This window comes from Methylobacterium adhaesivum (genome assembly GCF_022179065.1).
Classification (GTDB): domain Bacteria; phylum Pseudomonadota; class Alphaproteobacteria; order Rhizobiales; family Beijerinckiaceae; genus Methylobacterium; species Methylobacterium adhaesivum.
On the sequence record NZ_BPQD01000001.1, the window covers coordinates 487820 to 505069 of the forward strand.

The following is a 17250-nucleotide window of genomic DNA, read 5'->3' on the forward strand; positions in this document are numbered from 1 at the left end:
CCCTTCGCCTGTGGATGCGCTCAGGTCCAACGCGCGGCGGCGTCGTCGTCCGCCTGTGTCGCTTCCACCCAGCCGCCGATCGTTCCGTCCGCGAGGTGCTCGCGCTTCCAGAACGGCGCCTGCGTCTTGAGATAGTCCATGAGGAAGCTCGCCGCCTCGAAGGCCGCGACCCGATGGGCGGAGGCCGCCAGCACGAGGACGATCCCGTCGCCCGGCGCCACGAGACCGTGGCGGTGGATCACCCGAACCCCCTGGAGCGGCCAGCGGCCCCGGGCGGCCTCCACGACCCGGCCGATCTCAGCTTCGGCCATGCCGGGATAATGCTCGAGTTCGAGGGCCGTGAGACGTCCGCCCTCGTCGCGGCACAGGCCGGTGAAGGTCACGATGGCGCCGGCCCGGCCCTGGAGGTCGCGGGTCAGGGCCGCGAGCTCTCCCGCCACGTCGAACGGTTCGGCCTGGATGCTGACCTCGGCGAGGGGGGCGGTCATGGCGTCTCACTGCAGCGGGGTTGGTCGGCGTGCCGATTGCGCTTGAGCCCGGCGCGGCGACGGGACATTGCTGACAATCCCCACGACGCGGACCCGCGCCGTGAGCATCGCTTCGGGGCCGCGCATGTCCGTGCGGCTCCTGAGATCCTATATGTCCCTCGCCCCGGTCCGCGCCACCGGGCCTCGAAGGAGACCGCCCGCGTGACCCCCGACCTGATCCTGCCCCACGACGGCGTTCTGCCGGTCTTCTCCGCCCGTCCGGTCTGGTGCGGACGCGGCAGCACGGTGATCGGCGCCGCGACCCTCGGGGCCCAGGCCTGGCTCGGCGACGACAGCGTCATTCGTGCCGACGGTCAGGCGGTGACCGTCGGGGATCGCTTCTGGCTCGGGCACCGCTCCACCGTCCACATCGCGACGCAGTCCTACGCGACCCGTGTCGGCGACCGGGTCACGGTGGGCTGCAACGCCGTGGTGCATGCCTGTACCGTGGGATCCGACGTGGTGATTGAGGACGACGTCATCGTCCTCGACGGGGCCACGGTGGAGGACGGCATCCTCATCGAGGCCGGTGCCACGGTGTTCCCCCGCGCCCATCTGGCGGCGGGTTTCGTCTATGCGGGCAGTCCGGCCAAGCCGCTGCGGCCCATTACCCTGCCGGAAATCGCCGAGCGGGCCGAGCGCCTGCGCGAGGCTTCGGGGGACCTGCCCCAGCCGCCCGAGACCGAGACCGGCGAGACCGAGGCGAGCGTCTTCGTCGCCCGTACGGCGCGCCTGCGCGGTCGCGTCGTCCTGGGGGCTGGGGCGACCGTACTGTTCTCCTGCGATCTCCACGCGGAAGGCGGATCCATCGTGGTGGGGGCCGACACCAACATCCAGGACAACACGGTGATCCGGAGCCAGGCCGAAGGCGTGGTCATCGGCCGCGACACGACCATCGGCCACAACGTACGGCTCGCCGATTGCCGCATCGGCGCGCGCAGCCTCATCGGCATCGGCTGCGTCGTCGCCCCCGGCACCGTGGTGGCCGACGACGTCCTGCTGGCCGCCGGTGCCACCACCGGTCCGGGCCAGCTTCTGGAGGGGGGGCACCTCTGGGGCGGGCGGCCCGCCCGGGTTCTCGGGCCCCTCGACGAGGCCAAGCGCACGATGATGGTCCGCGTTGCCGAGGGTTACCGTGACCTGGGACGGGCGTATCGCCAGATCCAGGACGCGATGCCGTAGGGCATTCCCCGTCTAAGTGTCTCTCACAAAACCTCCGCTGCGCCGCCGCACCCAGAGTGAGAACCGGCGGTGATCGGAAGTTTTGTGAGGCACTCTAAGCCGCCCGGCGTTCCGGCTCACAGCGTGGGGGCGATCCCGTCGGCCTCCGCCTCATCCTCGTCGATCTCGGCATCGCCGTCGACTTCGTGACCGAGGGCGCCGGAGATTTCCGCGAGGTTGCGGGCGGCCTTGCGCAGGAGCTTGCGCAGGCGGCGCCGCTCTTTGCCTTCGAAGCCGGCGAGAAGCTCGGCTTCGACATCGTCGCCGATCCGTTCGATGGCCTCCGCTTTGGCGAGGCCCATCTCGGTCAACCGCACACGCACGATGCGCCCGTCGCCGGCTTCCGCCCGGCGCTCGACGAAGCCGAGGGCGGCCAGGCGCGAGATCGTCTTCGAGGCCGTCGGCGGGCGGACCCGAAGGGTCGCGGCGAGGTCCCCCATGGTCATGGTCCCGGAGGCCGCCAGGGCCTGGACCACCTGCTCCTGCCCTGCGAACAGGTCCAGGGCCGCCAGCCGGTCGCCGACGCGCGAGCGATGGAGGCGGGCCGCCTGCACGAGGGCCCAGCCGACGCTCTTAGAGCCCGGTACGTTCTTGGAGCCCGGCACAGTCTTGGAGCCGTGAATGCTCTTGGAGCCCGGCTCGTCGCGGAACTCCGAGGCGCCCTTGGAGTTCGGATGACGGGTGCGCTTGTCCGGCTTGCTCATAGTCCGCTCGTCACCCTTGGACAGGGAAAGGGGATGCGGACGATCGCCGGAGGACGGCGCACGACCCAAGCTCATCTCGAGGCCGGACCGTTCTTCAACCGCCTGCATCCCACGTCCTCTTCGCATCATAGCGCGCAAACGGCGGAACCGCGCCGGGAGAGCCGGGCGCATCCACCGCCATGGCAATCTTCGAGCCGGCTTCTGCCAGCCGAGTCGTGACGCCGATGTGACAGGCGGGCGCAAACGCGTGGTCCCGGGTCCGATGATTGCCCCGGACCCCTTCACCTGGACGGCCCTTCACCCCTCGACTAATCGTGGGCCGATCAAACGGGCGGGCGGCGGACGCGGGAAACCATGAAGGCAGTGATCCTCGCGGGCGGTCTCGGGACGCGCCTGTCGGAAGAGACGGTGACGCGGCCCAAGCCCATGCTGGAGATCGGCGGGCGCCCGATCCTGTGGCACATCATGCAGATCTTCGCCGCCCACGGCGTGCGCGAGTTCGTGATCTGCCTCGGCTACAAGGGCTACGTCATCAAGGAGTTCTTCCTGAACTACCGCCTGCACCTGTCCGACGTCACCATCGACGTCGGGGCGGGGCATGTCGATTTTCACCGCAGTGCCGCGGAGGACTGGCGCGTCTCCCTCATCGAAACCGGGGAGACCACCATGACGGGTGGGCGCCTCAAGCGGGTGCGCGACTATCTCGGCGACGACGACTTCTTCATGACCTACGGCGACGGCGTCGCCGACGTCGACCTCACGGCACTCGCCGCCTTCCACAAGTCCCATGGACGTCTCGCCACCCTCACGGCGGTGACGCCGCCGGGCCGCTTCGGCGCCCTCGAACTCGACGACGGCGCCGTCCGCAGCTTCCGCGAAAAGCCGGCGGGCGATGGGGCGACCATCAACGGCGGCTTCTTCGTGCTGTCGCCGCGTGTCCTCGACCGTATCGCCGGCGACGCCACCGTATGGGAGGCCGAGCCCCTGGAGCGCCTGGCGCATGAAGGCCAGCTCTCGGCCTATCTTCACACGGGTTTCTGGCAGGCCATGGATACCCTGCGCGACAAGAACCACCTTGAAGCCCTCTGGGCCGGCGGACAGGCGCCGTGGAAGTGCTGGTAGTCGCGAACTGACACCGGCGCCGTCCCGGTGTAGGGAAGCGCGATCCGGAGACACCACGGCTTGCAGAATCCCATTTCCCCGACGACGGCGCTGCGCGCGGGCGCCCGCAACCCGGACCCCGCCTTCTGGGCCGGGCGGTCGGTGCTCGTCACCGGGCATACGGGCTTCAAGGGGGCATGGCTGAGCTTGTGGCTGGGGCGCCTCGGCGCGCGGGTGAGCGGTCTCGCCCTGTCGCCCGAGACGAATCCGAACCTGTTCGACGGCGCCGGGCTCTCCGGGCAGATGGATTCGCACATCGGCGACATCCGCACCCTGGAAACCGTGCGCGGTTGCTTCGGCGCGACGGCCCCTGAGATCGTCATTCACATGGCGGCCCAGGCCCTGGTGCGCCCCTCCTACCGCGATCCCCTCGGCACCTACGCCACCAACGTCATGGGCACCGCCCACGTCCTCGAGGCCGTGCGTGCCACCCCCTCCGTACGCGCCGTCGTGGTGGTGACGAGCGACAAGGCCTACGCCAACCGCGAATGGCCCTACGGCTACCGCGAGACCGAGGCCCTCGGCGGACACGATCCCTACAGCAGCTCCAAGGCCTGCGCCGAACTCGTCACGAGCGCGTACCGCGCCTCGTTCCTCGCCGAGCGCGATTGCCGCGTGGCCACGGCCCGGGCCGGCAACGTCATCGGCGGCGGCGACTGGTCCGAGGACCGGCTCATCCCCGACATCGTTCAGGCGTTTCTCGGCGGGCGTTCCGTCGAGATCCGCGCACCCCATGCCACCCGGCCATGGCAGCACGTCCTCGAACCCTTGAGCGGCTATCTGCGCTTGGCCGAGGCGCTCTGCGACGACGACGGGGCCGCCGTCGCCGAAGCCTGGAATTTCGGCCCCGCCGACGAGGATTGCCGGCCCGTCGGCGCCATCGTCGAGACCCTGGCGCGGGAATGGGGCGACGGCGCCGCCTGGCACCTGTCGGAAAAAACCCATCCGCACGAGGCGACGTTCCTCAAGGTCGATGCCTCCAAGGCCCGGGCGTTCCTCGGCTGGGACCGGCGCCTGCGTCTCGATGCGGCCCTCGCCTGGACCACGGCTTGGCACCGCGCCTACGCCCAGGGCGCCTCCGCCCTCGACCTGACCCTGGCGCAGATCGGCGCCTACGAAACCCTGGGAGCGTGAGCACCGTGACCCGACCCGCCTGCCGTGCCTGCGGCGCGCCGCTCTCCCGCACCGTGGCCGATCTCGGCCTGTCGCCCCTCGCCAACGCCTACGTGCCGGCCGACCGGGCCGGGCGGGGCGAGATGTTCCATCCCCTCCACGCTTTCGTCTGCGACGCCTGCCACCTCGTGCAGCTGGAAGCCTTCGAGACGCCCGAGGCGATCTTTTCCGATTACGCCTATTTCTCCGGCTTCTCCGCCGGCTGGCTCGCGCATGCCGAGGCCTACGTCGCCGCCATGCAGGCGCGCTTCGGCCTCGGGCCCGCGAGCAAGGTCGTGGAGGTGGCGAGCAACGACGGCTACCTCCTGCAATACGCCGTCGCGCGCGGCATCCCGGCGCTGGGCGTCGAGCCGGCGGCCAACGTGGCCAAGGTCGCGGTGTCGCGCGGCGTGCCGACGGAGGTCGCGTTCTTCGGCGCTGAGACCGCCCGCCGTCTCGTGGCCGAGGGCCACGCCGCCGACCTCACGGCGGCCAACAACGTTCTCGCCCACGTGCCCGACATCCATGATTTCGTCGAAGGATTTCGCATCCTCCTGAAGCCCGAGGGGGCCGGCACCTTCGAGTTCCCGCACCTCCTGCGGATGATCGAGGAGCGTCAGTTCGACACCATCTACCACGAGCACTTTTCGTATCTGTCCCTCGGCGTGGTGTCCGGCATCCTCGAACAACACGGCCTGCGGGTGTTCGACGTCGAGGAACTGCCGACCCATGGCGGCTCCCTGCGGGTGTTCTTCTGCCATGCCGGCGCCGCCCACCCGACCGGTTCGGCGGTGGACCGCGTCCGCGAGGCCGAGCGCGCCGGGGGCCTGTTCGAGGCGGACGGCTACGCCGCCTTCGCCGAGGATGTGGTGGCGATCAAATGCGCGGCCCTCACCTTCCTGGCGGAGCTGCGCCTGAAGGGCGCCCGGGTCTGCGCCTATGGTGCGGCGGCCAAGGGCAACACCTTCCTCAACTATTGCGGCATCGGCCCCGAACTTGTGGCGGCGGTGGCCGACCGCTCGCCGCACAAGCAGGGAACCCTCCTGCCCGGCAGCCGGATTCCCGTGGTCTCGCCGCAAGCGCTCCTCGATCTCCGGCCCGACTACGTTCTGATCCTGCCCTGGAACCTCAAGAACGAGATCGCGGGGGAGATGGCCGCCATCCGGGCGTGGGGCGGGCGCTTCGTCACCGCGATTCCGCGCCTCACCGTGTTCTGACGCCCATGCGCTTCGAGGAAACCCCGCTCGCCGGCGCTTACCGGGTGTGGCCCGAGCCCCTGTCCGACGAGCGGGGCTTCTTCGCCCGCACCGCCTGCACCGACGAATTCGCCGCCCATGGTCTCGTGGGGCAGTTCGCCCAGTCGAGCGTGTCGTTCAACGCCCGGCGCGGCACCGTGCGGGGGATGCACTATTCGGTCGAGCCCCACGCGGAGACCAAGCTCGTGCGCTGCACGGGGGGCGCGATCCACGATGTCCTGGTCGATCTGCGTCCGGATTCGCCAAGTTATCTCAAGAGCTTCGCCGCGACGCTGACGCAGGACAACCGCTGCGCCCTCTACATCCCGGCGGGCTTCGCCCACGGTTTCCAGGCGCTCACCGACGCGGCCGAGGTGCTCTACATGATCGACCGCACCTACGTGCCCGGCTCCGCCCGGGGGCTGCGCTGGAACGATCCGGCCCTCGACGTGGCCTGGCCCGAGCCCGTCACCGTGATCGCCGATCGCGACCTCGCCTATCCGGATTGGACGGCGTGAGGGTTCTCGTCACCGGCGCCTCCGGGTTTGTCGGGCGCCACGCCCTGGCGGCCCTTGCGGCGCGGGGCTACGAGGTCCACGCCGTGGCGCGTAACCCCCTGCCGGGGTTTACGAATTACCCCGTCGACCTCCTCGACGAAGCTCAGCGCCGGGCCCTCGTCGCCAGGGTGGCGCCGAGCCACCTCCTGCATCTCGCCTGGGATGCCGAACCAGGCAAATACTGGACCTCGGCGAGCAACCTCGCCTGGGTCGCGGCGAGTCTCGACCTCGCCCGAAGCTTTTACGAAGTCGGCGGGCGCCGGTTCGTGGTGTCGGGAACCTGCGCCGAGTATACGTGGGGGGCGGACCGCTTCGACGAGGCGACGACACCTTGCCGGCCGGCGACCCTATACGGCGCGGCCAAGGACGGCACCCGCCGTATTCTTGCCGCCTATGCCGACAGTGTCGGCCTGTCCTTCGCGTGGGGGCGGTTGTTCTATCTCTATGGCCCCGGTGAGCGACGCGGGCGCCTCGTCAGCGATGCGGCGCACGCGCTCCTCACGGGTGCCGCGTTCCCGACCTCCCCCGGCCATCAGGCCCGCGATTTCCTACATGTCGTTGATGTTGCAAGCGCTTTGGCCGCCCTCCTCGACAGTCCGGTGACGGGCGCCGTCAACATCGGCTCCGGAATGGCGGTTCCGGTGCGCACCCTCTTGGACGGGCTCGCCGCCCGCACCGGGCGGCCCGACCTGCTGCATTACGGAGCGCGGCCCCTGAGCCCGTCCGAGCCGGCGGTGATCGAAGCGGCGACGACCCGTCTGCGGGAGGAGGTGGGATTTCGGCCGCGCTTCACGCTTGATGCGGGGCTCGACGACACCCTGGCGTGGTGGCGGGGCCAGGTCTCAGCAGGGCAGTAAGCCCTTGAGTTGACTGAGAATATCCTCGCCCGTGCAGGGGCGGGCGATGAAGCGGGCGCCGGGCGGCATCCGGTCCGGATCGGGGGCGGCCCGCCCGGAGACGATGACGATGGGCAGGTGCGGCCGCGCCGCCGAGGCCGCGTTGGCGAGGTCGAACCCATTGGTTTTGCCCGACAATTCGACATCCGTGATGAGCCCGCAGATGTCGGGCCGCGCCGCCAGGATGCCGAGCGCCCGCTCGGCGGAGGCGCATTGCACAGTCTCGTAACCGCCGTCTTCGAGCACGTCTCCGAGGTCCATGATGGTCAGGGCCTCGTCCTCCACGAGGAGGATCACCGGCCGATCGTCGTTTGCGCCCGTCGTCTCATCCACCACGATGCACTCTCCCCGGCCGTCTCATGGGATGCGGCGTGGGACGGCCCACGGGGCCGCGCGCCGCTTGTCACCCTGTCCCAACGAGGGAACGCGCCGCGGGTTGCAGCCCTCAGGGCCGCGTCACGTCCCCCACCACCGTTACGACGGCGTCGACGAGGCGGTCGAGGTCGGGTTCGGCGATGGTGAGCGCCGGCGTGAGGTAGACGATGTCGCCGAACGGCCGGACCCAGACGCCGCGTTCGAGGAAGCGGCGCTTGACCTCCGCCAGATCCGGCACGGTGCTCCACTGCACCGCCCCGATGGCGCCGAGCACCCGGACGTCGGCGATGCCGGGCCGACCCCGCAACGGCGCGAGGCCGGCGGCGAGGCGGGCGCCGATGGCCCGGGCCTGCGCGAGGCGGGGCTCGGATTCGAACAGGTCGAGGCTGGCGTTCGCCGCCGCGCAGGCCAGCGGATTGGCCATGAAGGTCGGGCCGTGCATGAGGGCGGCGGCGGGGTCGTCGGAGAGGAAGGTCTCGAACACCGCGCCCGTCGCCACCGTGGCGGCGAGCGCCATGGTGCCGCCGGTCAGCGCCTTCGACAGGCACAGGATGTCGGGGACGATGCCCGCCTGCTCGCAGGCGAACAGGGTGCCGGTGCGGCCGAACCCGGTAAAGATCTCGTCGGCGATGAGGGGCAGGCCGTAGCTTTGCGCGAGGCGCGCCACCTCGGCCAGAACCTCGGGGGGGTGCATCCGCATGCCGCCGGCCCCCTGGACCAGGGGCTCGACGATCACCGCCGCCAGGGTGTTTTCGTGGTGGGCGAGGCAGGCCTCGAGGGCCGCGACCCGTTCGGCGCTGGTGGGCAAGTCGCAAAAAACCTGGGTCGGCAGGGCGGCGCCGAAGCGCCGGTGCATGCCCTCTTCCGGATCGCAGACCGACATCGCCCCGAGGGTGTCGCCGTGGTAGCCGCCGCGAAAGGCGAGGAAGCGGGTGCGCCCCGAAACCCCCCGGTTGAGCCAGAGTTGAAGGGCCATCTTCAACGCGACCTCGACGGCCACCGACCCCGAATCCGAAAAGAACACGTGGTCGAGGTCGCCCGGCAACAGGGCGGCGAGGCGGGCGGCCAGCCGCTCCGCCGGCGCGTGGGTGAGGCCGCCGAACATCACGTGCGGCATCGCCGCGAGCTGGGCCGCGACGGCGGCCCGGATGTGGGGATGGTTGTAGCCATGCGCCGCCGTCCACCACGAGGCGATGCCGTCGACGAGCTCGCGCCCATCCGCCAGCACGATGCGCGCCCCGTCCGTCCGCACCGCCTCGAGGGGCGCGGCGGCGGTCTTCATCTGCGTGTAGGGCCGCCAGAGGTGGTTTTTTTCGGGGTTGGTCATGGGGGTGGGATGGAAGGAGGGGGCGGTGGGGTCAAGGTGGGGACGATTCGCGTCCCGAGTTTGGGAAACCAAGCCTTGAAGTAGTAATCCGTGGTCGCGCCAGTTTGCTGACAACGTTAGACGCTTACTTGTATAATATGTAAGGAGCGGCTGTTCAGTGGAAGAGGTATGAACGTTCGGCTTGGGCTATGAACGAAATCTGGCCGTATAATTAAAAGTGAATATGCTGCTCCCGAGTTAACTAGACAGCTCGGGTTGCTGGCCTGCCCCAATTCGTTAATCCTCCGGCAACTTCGCCTCAGATCGATAGCAGGCATTGGGGAAGGGAGAAAAACGGGACGCTGTATGGAGCAAGCAAAAATGTGGCATAACCGCGCTGGTTAAGAACTGGTTTTCTCGATATAACTCGGCATCTTGAGATAGCGCAGAAGTTTCATGCGGAGCCGTAAACCCAATGCTAAAATATGGATTTACAAATCTCCGAAGATTGGAAACGGTCGAGCCTGTTGAAATAAGGCCTATTACTCTCTTGATTGGGCGAAACAGCAGCGGCAAAAGCACTTTTTTGCGAACAATACCTCTATTTAGGCAGTCAATAAATACGAAAACTAGCTCTCCAATACTATGGTTTGGAGATCTAGTAGATTTCGGCTCATACGACATCTCAGTCACGTCGGGAATGGTCGACAGAGAAATGTCGTTTACTTTCGTTCTCGATGACGTGCAGGTTGTTACGGGAGGAAACATATTTTATTATAGGTATTCGCCCCCTATTGTAAACTCTTATGAGAATGTAAGATGCAAAATCTCGATTGCTCCTGTGGAGCGAAGGACTAGAATATCAAATATCGAAATAGAACTTAGTAATGAAAAGACTAATATTGCACTAAGCTTTGATGAAGACGGGGTTCTTACGAGCTTTAATGTAAATGATACTGCTTCGACTCTCAACCTCGATATTTTTCGGTATACCGTCAGTACCGGAACTTTGTTCCCTGCGATTATATCTCATGCCAAAGCAGTTGGAGTGAAGCGTCAGTCCGGAGTCGTATTTTATCCTCCTACAGAGGATTCACCCTTTGAAAAAGAAGCGCTACGTATTATTCGCGCCAGCACGGATAAAAGGATTTCTGAGAAAACCCTCAAAGAGTTTGTTAGAAGTCTGTTTCTTCAGCCGTTCCTAACAAATGATTATTTAAGAAGACTTTCAAACAGCCAAAACAGTAAATTTCGGACGTTCATTCGAGAAATGGCGGCTGATCCTGAAAGCGTAACAAAAAAACAATTATCCGACTTAATACTAGGATCGAGTGTTCCGAACGTCGTTGATTCTATTTCGTCTAAGCTGAAAAAAATGTTTGGGAGTACTCTATATATTGGACCTGCCCGAGCCAGAAGCGAGCGATATTACCGATATCAAGATCTTTCCGTTTCAGAAATCGATCCTGATGGTAAAAATTTTCCTATGTTTTTGAATTCACTGTCATATCAACAGATGAACAGCCTCTCAAATTGGATTAAAGATCTTTTTGGATATGGAATTACGGTAATCGAAGAGGCCGGTCATATTAGTATCAAACTTGTTGAGCATGACAGCTCTCCAAATGTGACTGATGTTGGTTATGGAGTATCGCAGATTTTGCCGGTTCTAGGGCAGATCTGGTGGGCACGTGCTAGGCCGCGCGGGCAAGATGATCAGTCTGATTTCACGCTTCTTGCTGTTGAGCAGCCCGAATTACATCTACATCCTGCACATCAAGCCCTTTTGGCCGATGCATTAGTAGGAGAAGCTTTAGTCTCTGCAGACGATGAGCATATGAGATCAAGAGTGAGTTTCATTGTAGAAACTCACAGTGAAACTCTTATAAATCGTCTGGGAGAGCTTATAGGAAGAAAAAGAATTAGTAGAAACGAAGTGCAGATTTTGTTGTTTGAGCAGTCGCTTCAGAATGAAGATATTACTGTAGTCAGATCGGTCGAGTACGATGAAAAAGGTGTCATAGTCGACTGGCCCTACGGATTTTTTGAGCCTGAGTCGCGCTGATATGCTTGTGCACTGGGACCATTCCGCGGATGAGCTTATTGCTTCAGATCCAGATGATATCGATGCTTTGATACTGGAGCTTATCAGAGTTCGAAGACTCGGCTACCATCTTGTTAGCATATCCAGAAGGACCACCCAGTGGTTGTTAGGTGAGCGGGCTAATAGCTCGTTTGTCTCTACTCAACTAGGGATGTTCCATCGCGAGTACACTCAGACAGGAAATTTGCGCTTAAATTCAAGTGTTTATATCGAAGTCGCTTCATTTAAGCATGACTTTGAGATACAACAGGGGGCTAAAATACAAGCTTCTATTAAATTTTTATTCAGGAGTGGCTTGCTGGAAGCTCCAAAGTTGATTTTGGAAAATATTGATAATGACGGATGGTTCGCTGAATTTATAATTTCTAACGTCCGTGGTCTGCGTCAATTCCCTGCTGTTATGGTGCAACGCCTACATGGAGGTGGTGGGGATGTTATAAGGGTACTTAATTACGAGATAGAGAAAAAAAGTATCGTCTGCGTTCTAATGGACTCGGATAAGAAATTTCCTGATCAAGAGGATGATAAAAAAGTCGTCGCAGTACGAGACGCTTGCTCAAGCTCAGGTTGGCCGTTCGGATTTGTTTTTGTGGCCCCATGTCACGAGCTCGAAAATCTTCTTCCATTCTCGGTGGTCTCGGACATGGCAAGATATGACTCAGCTGCTGCGATCAAATCTCTTGAAATCATTGCGGAGCGCGAAAAGCTCAACAAGGTTCCGGATCAGGAAATTTACTGGCGGTGGTTTGATGTGAAGAAAGGTTATAATGACTCCATAAAGAAAGATATTTCAATCGATGCCGTAAATTGGCATGATGATAAACTTAACGAAGCCTTCGGCGAGACAGCTCCGGCCATTGCTGGCTTTGGAGATGCACTAATACCCCGAATCTCAATCGATAACAGGCTCCAAGCAAAACTCGCCCAGTCCCTTAATACAAAAGAATGGCACAATGATTTCAGGGAATTTTTTGGACATTTAGCTTGGGTGTTTGCCGCTCAAAGAAGGACTATTACTTGAATAATACGATTCATAGTTGGTCATTTTTGCAATCAGGGGCGATATATTTCGATGTCTTTGTCAGAGTATATAGGCTGGCGCTAATGATTTTAATTTTCGCGAGAACGGTTGTGTTCTGTAGTCTATTGTTGCGTACGGCAAAGTCTCAGAAAGTTTTGGGTTGGACCCGGGATGATGCCCGCTTCTATGAATTGTTGTTCAGCGGCGTAAAGACAAAAGACTATTCAATACGGTCGTTGGCCGCCGCCTTATTAGTAATCTGAATGCTGCCCTACCTAGAGGCCCTAACGGCTTGCAAATGATACTTTAAAGGATCTAATGCAAACGCATAGATATTCTAACGTAGCCTGCGGCGAACCTCGGCCTGTGATCCTAGCAAACCTCACGCTTGACAATCCAACCCCCCACCACCCCCATCCCCCCATGTCCAGCCTCGACGCCTTCGCCGAAAAAACCCTCGCGGACCTCGACGCCAAGGCCCTGCGGCGAAACCTCGTCGCGACGGCGCGGGGGGCGGGGGCCGGGGCGGTTCGGGGGGGCAAAGCCCTCGTGTCGTTCTCGTGCAACGACTATCTCGGGCTGAGCCTCGACCCCCGGGTGATCGCGGCGGGGCAGGCGGCGCTGGCGCGTTACGGGGCCGGGGCGGGGGCGTCGCGCCTCGTCACCGGCAACCATCCGCCGCTCGTCGCCTTGGAGGAACGCCTCGCCGCCCACAAGGGCAAGGACGCGGCCCTGGTGTTCGGCAGCGGGTATCTGGCCAATCTTGGGCTGGTCACGGCCCTGGTCGGGCCGAGCGACCTCGTCCTCGTCGATGCGCTCGGGCATTCCTGCCTGTTCGCCGGGGCGCAGCTCTCGGGCGCGACGATGCTGCGGTTCCGCCACAACGACCTCGACCACCTGCGCGGGCTGCTCGGGGTGCGCCGCGCCCGCCACGGGCGGGTGCTGATCCTCACCGAGCGGGTGTTCAGCATGGATGGCGACCGGGCGCCGCTGCCCGACCTCCTGGCGCTGGCGGAGGCGTTCGACGCCTGGACCCTCGTCGACGACGCCCACGGCCTCGGGGTGGTGGAGCCGGGGGCGCGCGCCCCCCTCGAAATGGGCACCCTGTCGAAGACGCTCGGCTCCTATGGCGGCTATATCTGCGCCGCGCGGCCCGTGGTTGATCTCCTCACCAGCCGGGCGCGCAGCTTCGTCTACACCACCGGGTTGCCGCCGGCCTCCGCCGCCGCGGCGCTCGCGGCCCTGGAGATCGTGGAGGCCGAGCCCGAGCGCGCCGCCCGGCCGCTCAGGCTCGCCCGCCGCTTCACTGCCCGGCTGGGCTTACCGGAGGCCGAGAGCCCCATCGTGCCGATCCTCATCGGGGAGGCTCCGGCGGCGCTCGCCCTCTCGGCGGCCCTGGAGGCGCGGGGCTACCTCGTCGTCGCCATCCGCCCGCCGACCGTGCCGGCCGGCACCGCCCGCCTGCGGGTGGCGTTCTCGGCCGCCCACAGCGAGGCCCAGGTGGACGGGCTGGCGGAGGCGATCCTGGCGGAGCGGGCCTGAGCGCCCAGACCCGCCCCCCTCACGCCGCCGCCGTGGCGTCGCCGCCCGCCCGCGCGCGGGCCATCGCGGCGACGCCGACCATGTCGACCTTGCCGGTGCCGAGCATCGGCACCTTGCCCACCACCACCTCGGCGGGCATCGCCAGCTCCGTGGCGCCCCGGCCCTTGGCGAAGGCGAGGTAGGCGGCCCGGGTCGCGTCGGCCCGCTCCGTGAACAGGATCAGGCGCTCGCCCTTGCGCGCGTCCGGCACGGCGGCCACCGCACTCGGGGCGTCGGGCCAGAGGTCGGCGGCCAGCGCCTCGACGGCGGCGAGCGACACCATCTCGCCGCCGATCTTGGCGAAGCGCTTGGCCCGGCCCTTGATGGTGATGAACCCCTCCGCGTCGAGGGCGACGATATCACCGGTGTCGTGCCAGCCGTTTTCAGGGGGCTGGAGTTTTCCAGGGTCTTCCGCCTTGAGGTAGCCGAGCATCAGGTTCGGCCCCTTCACGTGCAGCCGCCCGCCCTCATCGATGCCGGGGACCGGCTCGAGGCGATACGCGATGCCGGGCAGGAACCGGCCGACGGTGCCGAAGCGGTTGAACATCGGCGTGTTGAGGGCCACCACCGGCCCGCATTCGGTGACGCCGTAGCCTTCCAGAATGCGCAGGCCGAACTTTTCCGCGTAGGTCTTGCGGGTGGCGAGCTTCACCGGCTCGGCGCCGGCCACGATGTAGCGCAGGCTCCGCAGGTCGTAGGCGTGGGCCATCCGGGCGTAGCCGGCCAGGAACGTGTCGGTGCCGAACAGGACCGTGGCGTTGGTGCCGTACACGAGCTCGGGCACGATCCGGTAATGCAGGGGCGAGGGGTAGAGGTAGACCGGGACCCCGGAGACGAGGGGCAGGACGAGGCCCGCCGTCAGCCCGAAGGCGTGGAACACCGGCAGGACGTTGAACACCTTGTCGCTCGGCCCGAAATCGATGCGGGCGGCGACCTGGGCGGTGTTGGCGAGCATCGAGCGATGGGCCAGCACCACGCCCTTCGGGGTGCCCTCGGAGCCCGACGTGAACAGGATCGCGGCCGGATCGCTGCCGCGTCTGGCCACCAGGGGTTTGCGGGGCCTGAGGAACCCCCGGATCTTGTCGCCCGTGGTGATGCCGGCGCGCACGTCCTCGAGGTAGACGAGTGTCACGCTGCCCTGGATCGCCTCGATGAGCGGCCCGAGGCGGCCCTTCTCGATGAAGGCGCGGGAGGTGAGGACGGTGTCGACTTGCGCCGCCCGGCAGGCCGAGAGCACGTTGGCGGGGCCGGCGGAGAAGTTGATCATCGCGGGCACCCGTCCCGCGCTGGCCAGCGCGAAGAACGTCACCGCCGCGCCGTTGGCGTTGGGCAGCATCAACCCGATGGCCTTGCCCTCGGGGGCGAGCGGCATGAGCTTGCGGCCGAGGATGTTGGCGCCCATCACGAGGCGGGCGTAGCTCAGGCGTCCCGTCACCGGGTCCTCGAGGGCGGTGCGGCGCCAGCCATGGTCGGTCCCCGCCTCGATGAGCGCGGCCATGACGCTGCGGTCGATGGCGGCGGTCTCGAACACGAGGTCGGACATCACGTCGTAGAGGGCGGAGCCGGCCGCGCGGCGGCGCTGCTTGCCCTTAAGCGCCGGATCGATGGCGAGCTTCACGGGCGGCAGGATCGTCACCACGACCTTGGGCCACCAGCGCCGCTTCACCTGGGCCTTCGAGAGGCGCGAGAAGGCGGTCTTCTCCAGGCCGTCGATCTTCACCGGCACCACCATGGCGTCGGACTTGTCGGCGATGAGGCCGGCGCCGTCATAGACCTTCATCAGGCTGCCCGTGACGGTGAGGCGCCCCTCGGGGAAGATGATGAGGGTCTCGCCGTCGCGCACGGCCTTGATGAGGGTGCGGGTGGCCAGCGGCCGGGTCGGGTCCAGCGGCATCGCCTTGGTCATGGCGAGGAACGGCCGCACCCACCAGCGCTGCGCGATGCCGTGGTCGATGGCGAAGACCGGCTCGCGGTCGAGGAGCGAGAGGGCCAGCGGCGCGTCGAGGAACGAGACGTGGTTCAACGCGATGATGGCGTTGGGGCCGGCCTTGTCGACGTTGTCGAGGCCGCGCACCTCCAGGCGGTAGAACGCCCGGAACACGATGGAGAGGAAATCGCGGAACGGGCTCGTGGGGAGCACCGCGAGGATCACCACGCCGGCCACGAGGTTGAGGCCGCCGATGAGGGCGAGGAGCGCGGTCATGGACCAGCCGGCCGCCTGCAGGGCGGCGAGGCCCAGCGCCCCCGCCACCATGAAGGCGGCGGTGATGACGTTGACGGCGCCGATGACCCGGGCGCGCCGGTCCTTGTCGGTCCAGGCCTGCACGGCGGCGAAGGACGGCACGATGTAGAGGCCGCCCGCCACCGCGAGGCCCGCGAAGGCCGCCGCGATGCGCAGGCCCGTGCCCGTGGCGAGGAACGCGCCGGCGCCCAGCATCTCGCCGGACACCGGGGGCAGATGCGCCACGGTCCAGGCGAGATCGAGGGCGAACACGCCCATGAGCAGCGCGCCGATGGGGGTGGGGAGGAGCACGATGCGGCCGCTCGCAAGCCACGAGGCGAGGCCCGAGCCGACCGCGATGCCCACCGAGAACACCGCGAGCAGCAGGGTCACCACGGTCTCCGAGCCGTTGAGGCTCGTGCGGACCAGCACCGGCAGCAGGGCGAGGACCACGGCGCCGACGAGCCAGAACCAGCTGACGATGATCGCCCCGCGCCACAGCCGGGTGTCGCGCCACAGCTCGCGGATGAGGCTGCCCGTGGAGCGCAGGACGTTGGGGTCGACGCGCAGGCCCGGAGCGGCCTCGCCCGTCGCCGGAATGGCCCGGGCCGAGAGCCAGCACAGGACCGCGAACACCATGATGAGGGCGCTGAACGCCAGGGCGTCGCCCCCCATGGCGGAGGCGAGGCCCGCCACGATGGTGCCGAGCAGGATGGCGAGGAAGGTCGCGGCCTCGACGAGCGCGTTGCCGGCGGTGAGCTCTTCGCGGCGCAGATGGTCGGGCAGGATGCCGTACTTGATGGGGCCGAACAGGGCCGCGATGGTGCCGAACAGGCCGAGCGCCACGAACAGCACCGGCACGGAATGCAGCCAGAAGCCGAGGGCGGCGGCGGCGGCCCCGAAGATCTCGGCGAATTTCAGCCGCTTGGCCACGAGCGCCTTGTCGTAGCGGTCGGCCATCTCGCCGCCGAGCCCCGACAGGAGGAAGAACGGCCCGATGAACACCGCGCCCGCCAGGGTCACGAGCATCCCGGAGCCTTCCCCCTCGCCGCCGACCTTGAAGAGGATCAGGAAAACCAGGGCGTTCTTGAGGAAATTGTCGTTGAAGGCGGAGAAGAACTGGCACCAGAACAGGGGCGCGAACCGGCGCGCGGTCATCAAGTCACGAAACATCACAGGTCTCCTCGGC

General features: G+C 65.5%; 14 protein-coding genes. 9 read left to right on the top strand and 5 right to left on the bottom strand.

Annotation, left to right across the window (positions count from 1 at the left end; all coding sequences use genetic code 11):
- Positions 1-20 precede the first annotated feature (20 nt).
- Positions 21-488, bottom strand: a complete 468-nt coding sequence (locus MFF01_RS02215) for a molybdenum cofactor biosynthesis protein MoaE (RefSeq protein WP_238221471.1) — start codon at positions 486-488, stop codon at positions 21-23.
- 201 nt (positions 489-689) lie between these two features.
- Between MFF01_RS02215 and MFF01_RS02220 the strand changes: the two genes are divergently transcribed.
- Positions 690-1709 (top strand): gamma carbonic anhydrase family protein, encoded by a 1020-nt coding sequence (locus MFF01_RS02220; protein ID WP_238221472.1) that lies wholly within the window; start codon positions 690-692, stop codon positions 1707-1709.
- A gap of 116 nt (positions 1710-1825) precedes the next feature.
- Here the strand turns inward: MFF01_RS02220 and MFF01_RS02225 are convergent, their stop codons facing one another.
- Positions 1826-2452 carry a MarR family winged helix-turn-helix transcriptional regulator gene (locus MFF01_RS02225; protein WP_238221473.1) on the bottom strand — a complete coding sequence of 209 codons (627 nt, stop codon included), beginning with the start codon at positions 2450-2452 and terminating at the stop codon, positions 1826-1828.
- 354 nt (positions 2453-2806) lie between these two features.
- Here MFF01_RS02225 and rfbF point away from each other — a divergent pair, with 354 nt between their 5' ends.
- Genes rfbF through MFF01_RS02250 form a run of 5 tightly spaced genes read left to right on the top strand, consistent with a single transcriptional unit; the run spans position 2807 to position 7414 of the window.
- The gene (gene rfbF / locus MFF01_RS02230; RefSeq protein WP_238221474.1) at positions 2807-3574 is read left to right on the top strand and encodes a glucose-1-phosphate cytidylyltransferase; all 768 of its coding nucleotides are present in this window, start codon (positions 2807-2809) and stop codon (positions 3572-3574) included.
- 60 nt (positions 3575-3634) lie between these two features.
- Positions 3635-4747: a CDP-glucose 4,6-dehydratase gene (gene rfbG, locus MFF01_RS02235; RefSeq protein WP_238221475.1), complete on the top strand. Its 1113-nt coding sequence runs from the start codon at positions 3635-3637 to the stop codon at positions 4745-4747.
- A 5-nt stretch (positions 4748-4752) separates the two neighbouring features.
- Positions 4753-5982, top strand: a complete 1230-nt coding sequence (locus MFF01_RS02240; protein WP_238221641.1) for a class I SAM-dependent methyltransferase — start codon at positions 4753-4755, stop codon at positions 5980-5982.
- A 5-nt stretch (positions 5983-5987) separates the two neighbouring features.
- The gene (locus tag MFF01_RS02245; protein ID WP_238221477.1) at positions 5988-6518 is read left to right on the top strand and encodes a dTDP-4-dehydrorhamnose 3,5-epimerase family protein; all 531 of its coding nucleotides are present in this window, start codon (positions 5988-5990) and stop codon (positions 6516-6518) included.
- A complete protein-coding gene (locus MFF01_RS02250; protein ID WP_238221478.1) occupies positions 6515-7414 on the top strand; it encodes an NAD-dependent epimerase/dehydratase family protein in 900 nt (299 codons plus the stop codon). The genes MFF01_RS02245 and MFF01_RS02250 overlap by 4 nt, the downstream gene beginning before the upstream one ends.
- Here the strand turns inward: MFF01_RS02250 and MFF01_RS02255 are convergent.
- Positions 7400-7789 (bottom strand): response regulator, encoded by a 390-nt coding sequence (locus MFF01_RS02255; protein ID WP_238221480.1) that lies wholly within the window; start codon positions 7787-7789, stop codon positions 7400-7402. The genes MFF01_RS02250 and MFF01_RS02255 overlap by 15 nt on opposite strands.
- 109 nt (positions 7790-7898) lie before the next feature.
- Positions 7899-9155 (bottom strand): adenosylmethionine--8-amino-7-oxononanoate transaminase, encoded by a 1257-nt coding sequence (locus MFF01_RS02260; protein ID WP_238221482.1) that lies wholly within the window; start codon positions 9153-9155, stop codon positions 7899-7901.
- A gap of 454 nt (positions 9156-9609) precedes the next feature.
- Between MFF01_RS02260 and MFF01_RS02265 the strand changes: the two genes are divergently transcribed.
- The 3 genes from MFF01_RS02265 (at position 9610) to MFF01_RS02275 (ending at position 13801) form a co-directional block, all read left to right on the top strand.
- Positions 9610-11199 (top strand): AAA family ATPase, encoded by a 1590-nt coding sequence (locus MFF01_RS02265; protein WP_238221484.1) that lies wholly within the window; start codon positions 9610-9612, stop codon positions 11197-11199.
- Positions 11180-12259, top strand: coding sequence for a hypothetical protein (locus MFF01_RS02270; RefSeq protein WP_238221486.1), 1080 nt, complete (start codon positions 11180-11182; stop codon positions 12257-12259). Before MFF01_RS02265 ends, MFF01_RS02270 begins: the two co-directional genes overlap by 20 nt.
- A gap of 423 nt (positions 12260-12682) precedes the next feature.
- Positions 12683-13801 (top strand): aminotransferase class I/II-fold pyridoxal phosphate-dependent enzyme, encoded by a 1119-nt coding sequence (locus tag MFF01_RS02275; RefSeq protein WP_238221489.1) that lies wholly within the window; start codon positions 12683-12685, stop codon positions 13799-13801.
- A 19-nt stretch (positions 13802-13820) separates the two neighbouring features.
- On the opposite strand, the gene MFF01_RS02280 is transcribed toward MFF01_RS02275, so the two are convergent.
- Positions 13821-17234, bottom strand: coding sequence for an acyl-[ACP]--phospholipid O-acyltransferase (locus MFF01_RS02280; protein ID WP_238221490.1), 3414 nt, complete (start codon positions 17232-17234; stop codon positions 13821-13823).
- Between the last annotated feature and the right edge of the window lie 16 nt (positions 17235-17250).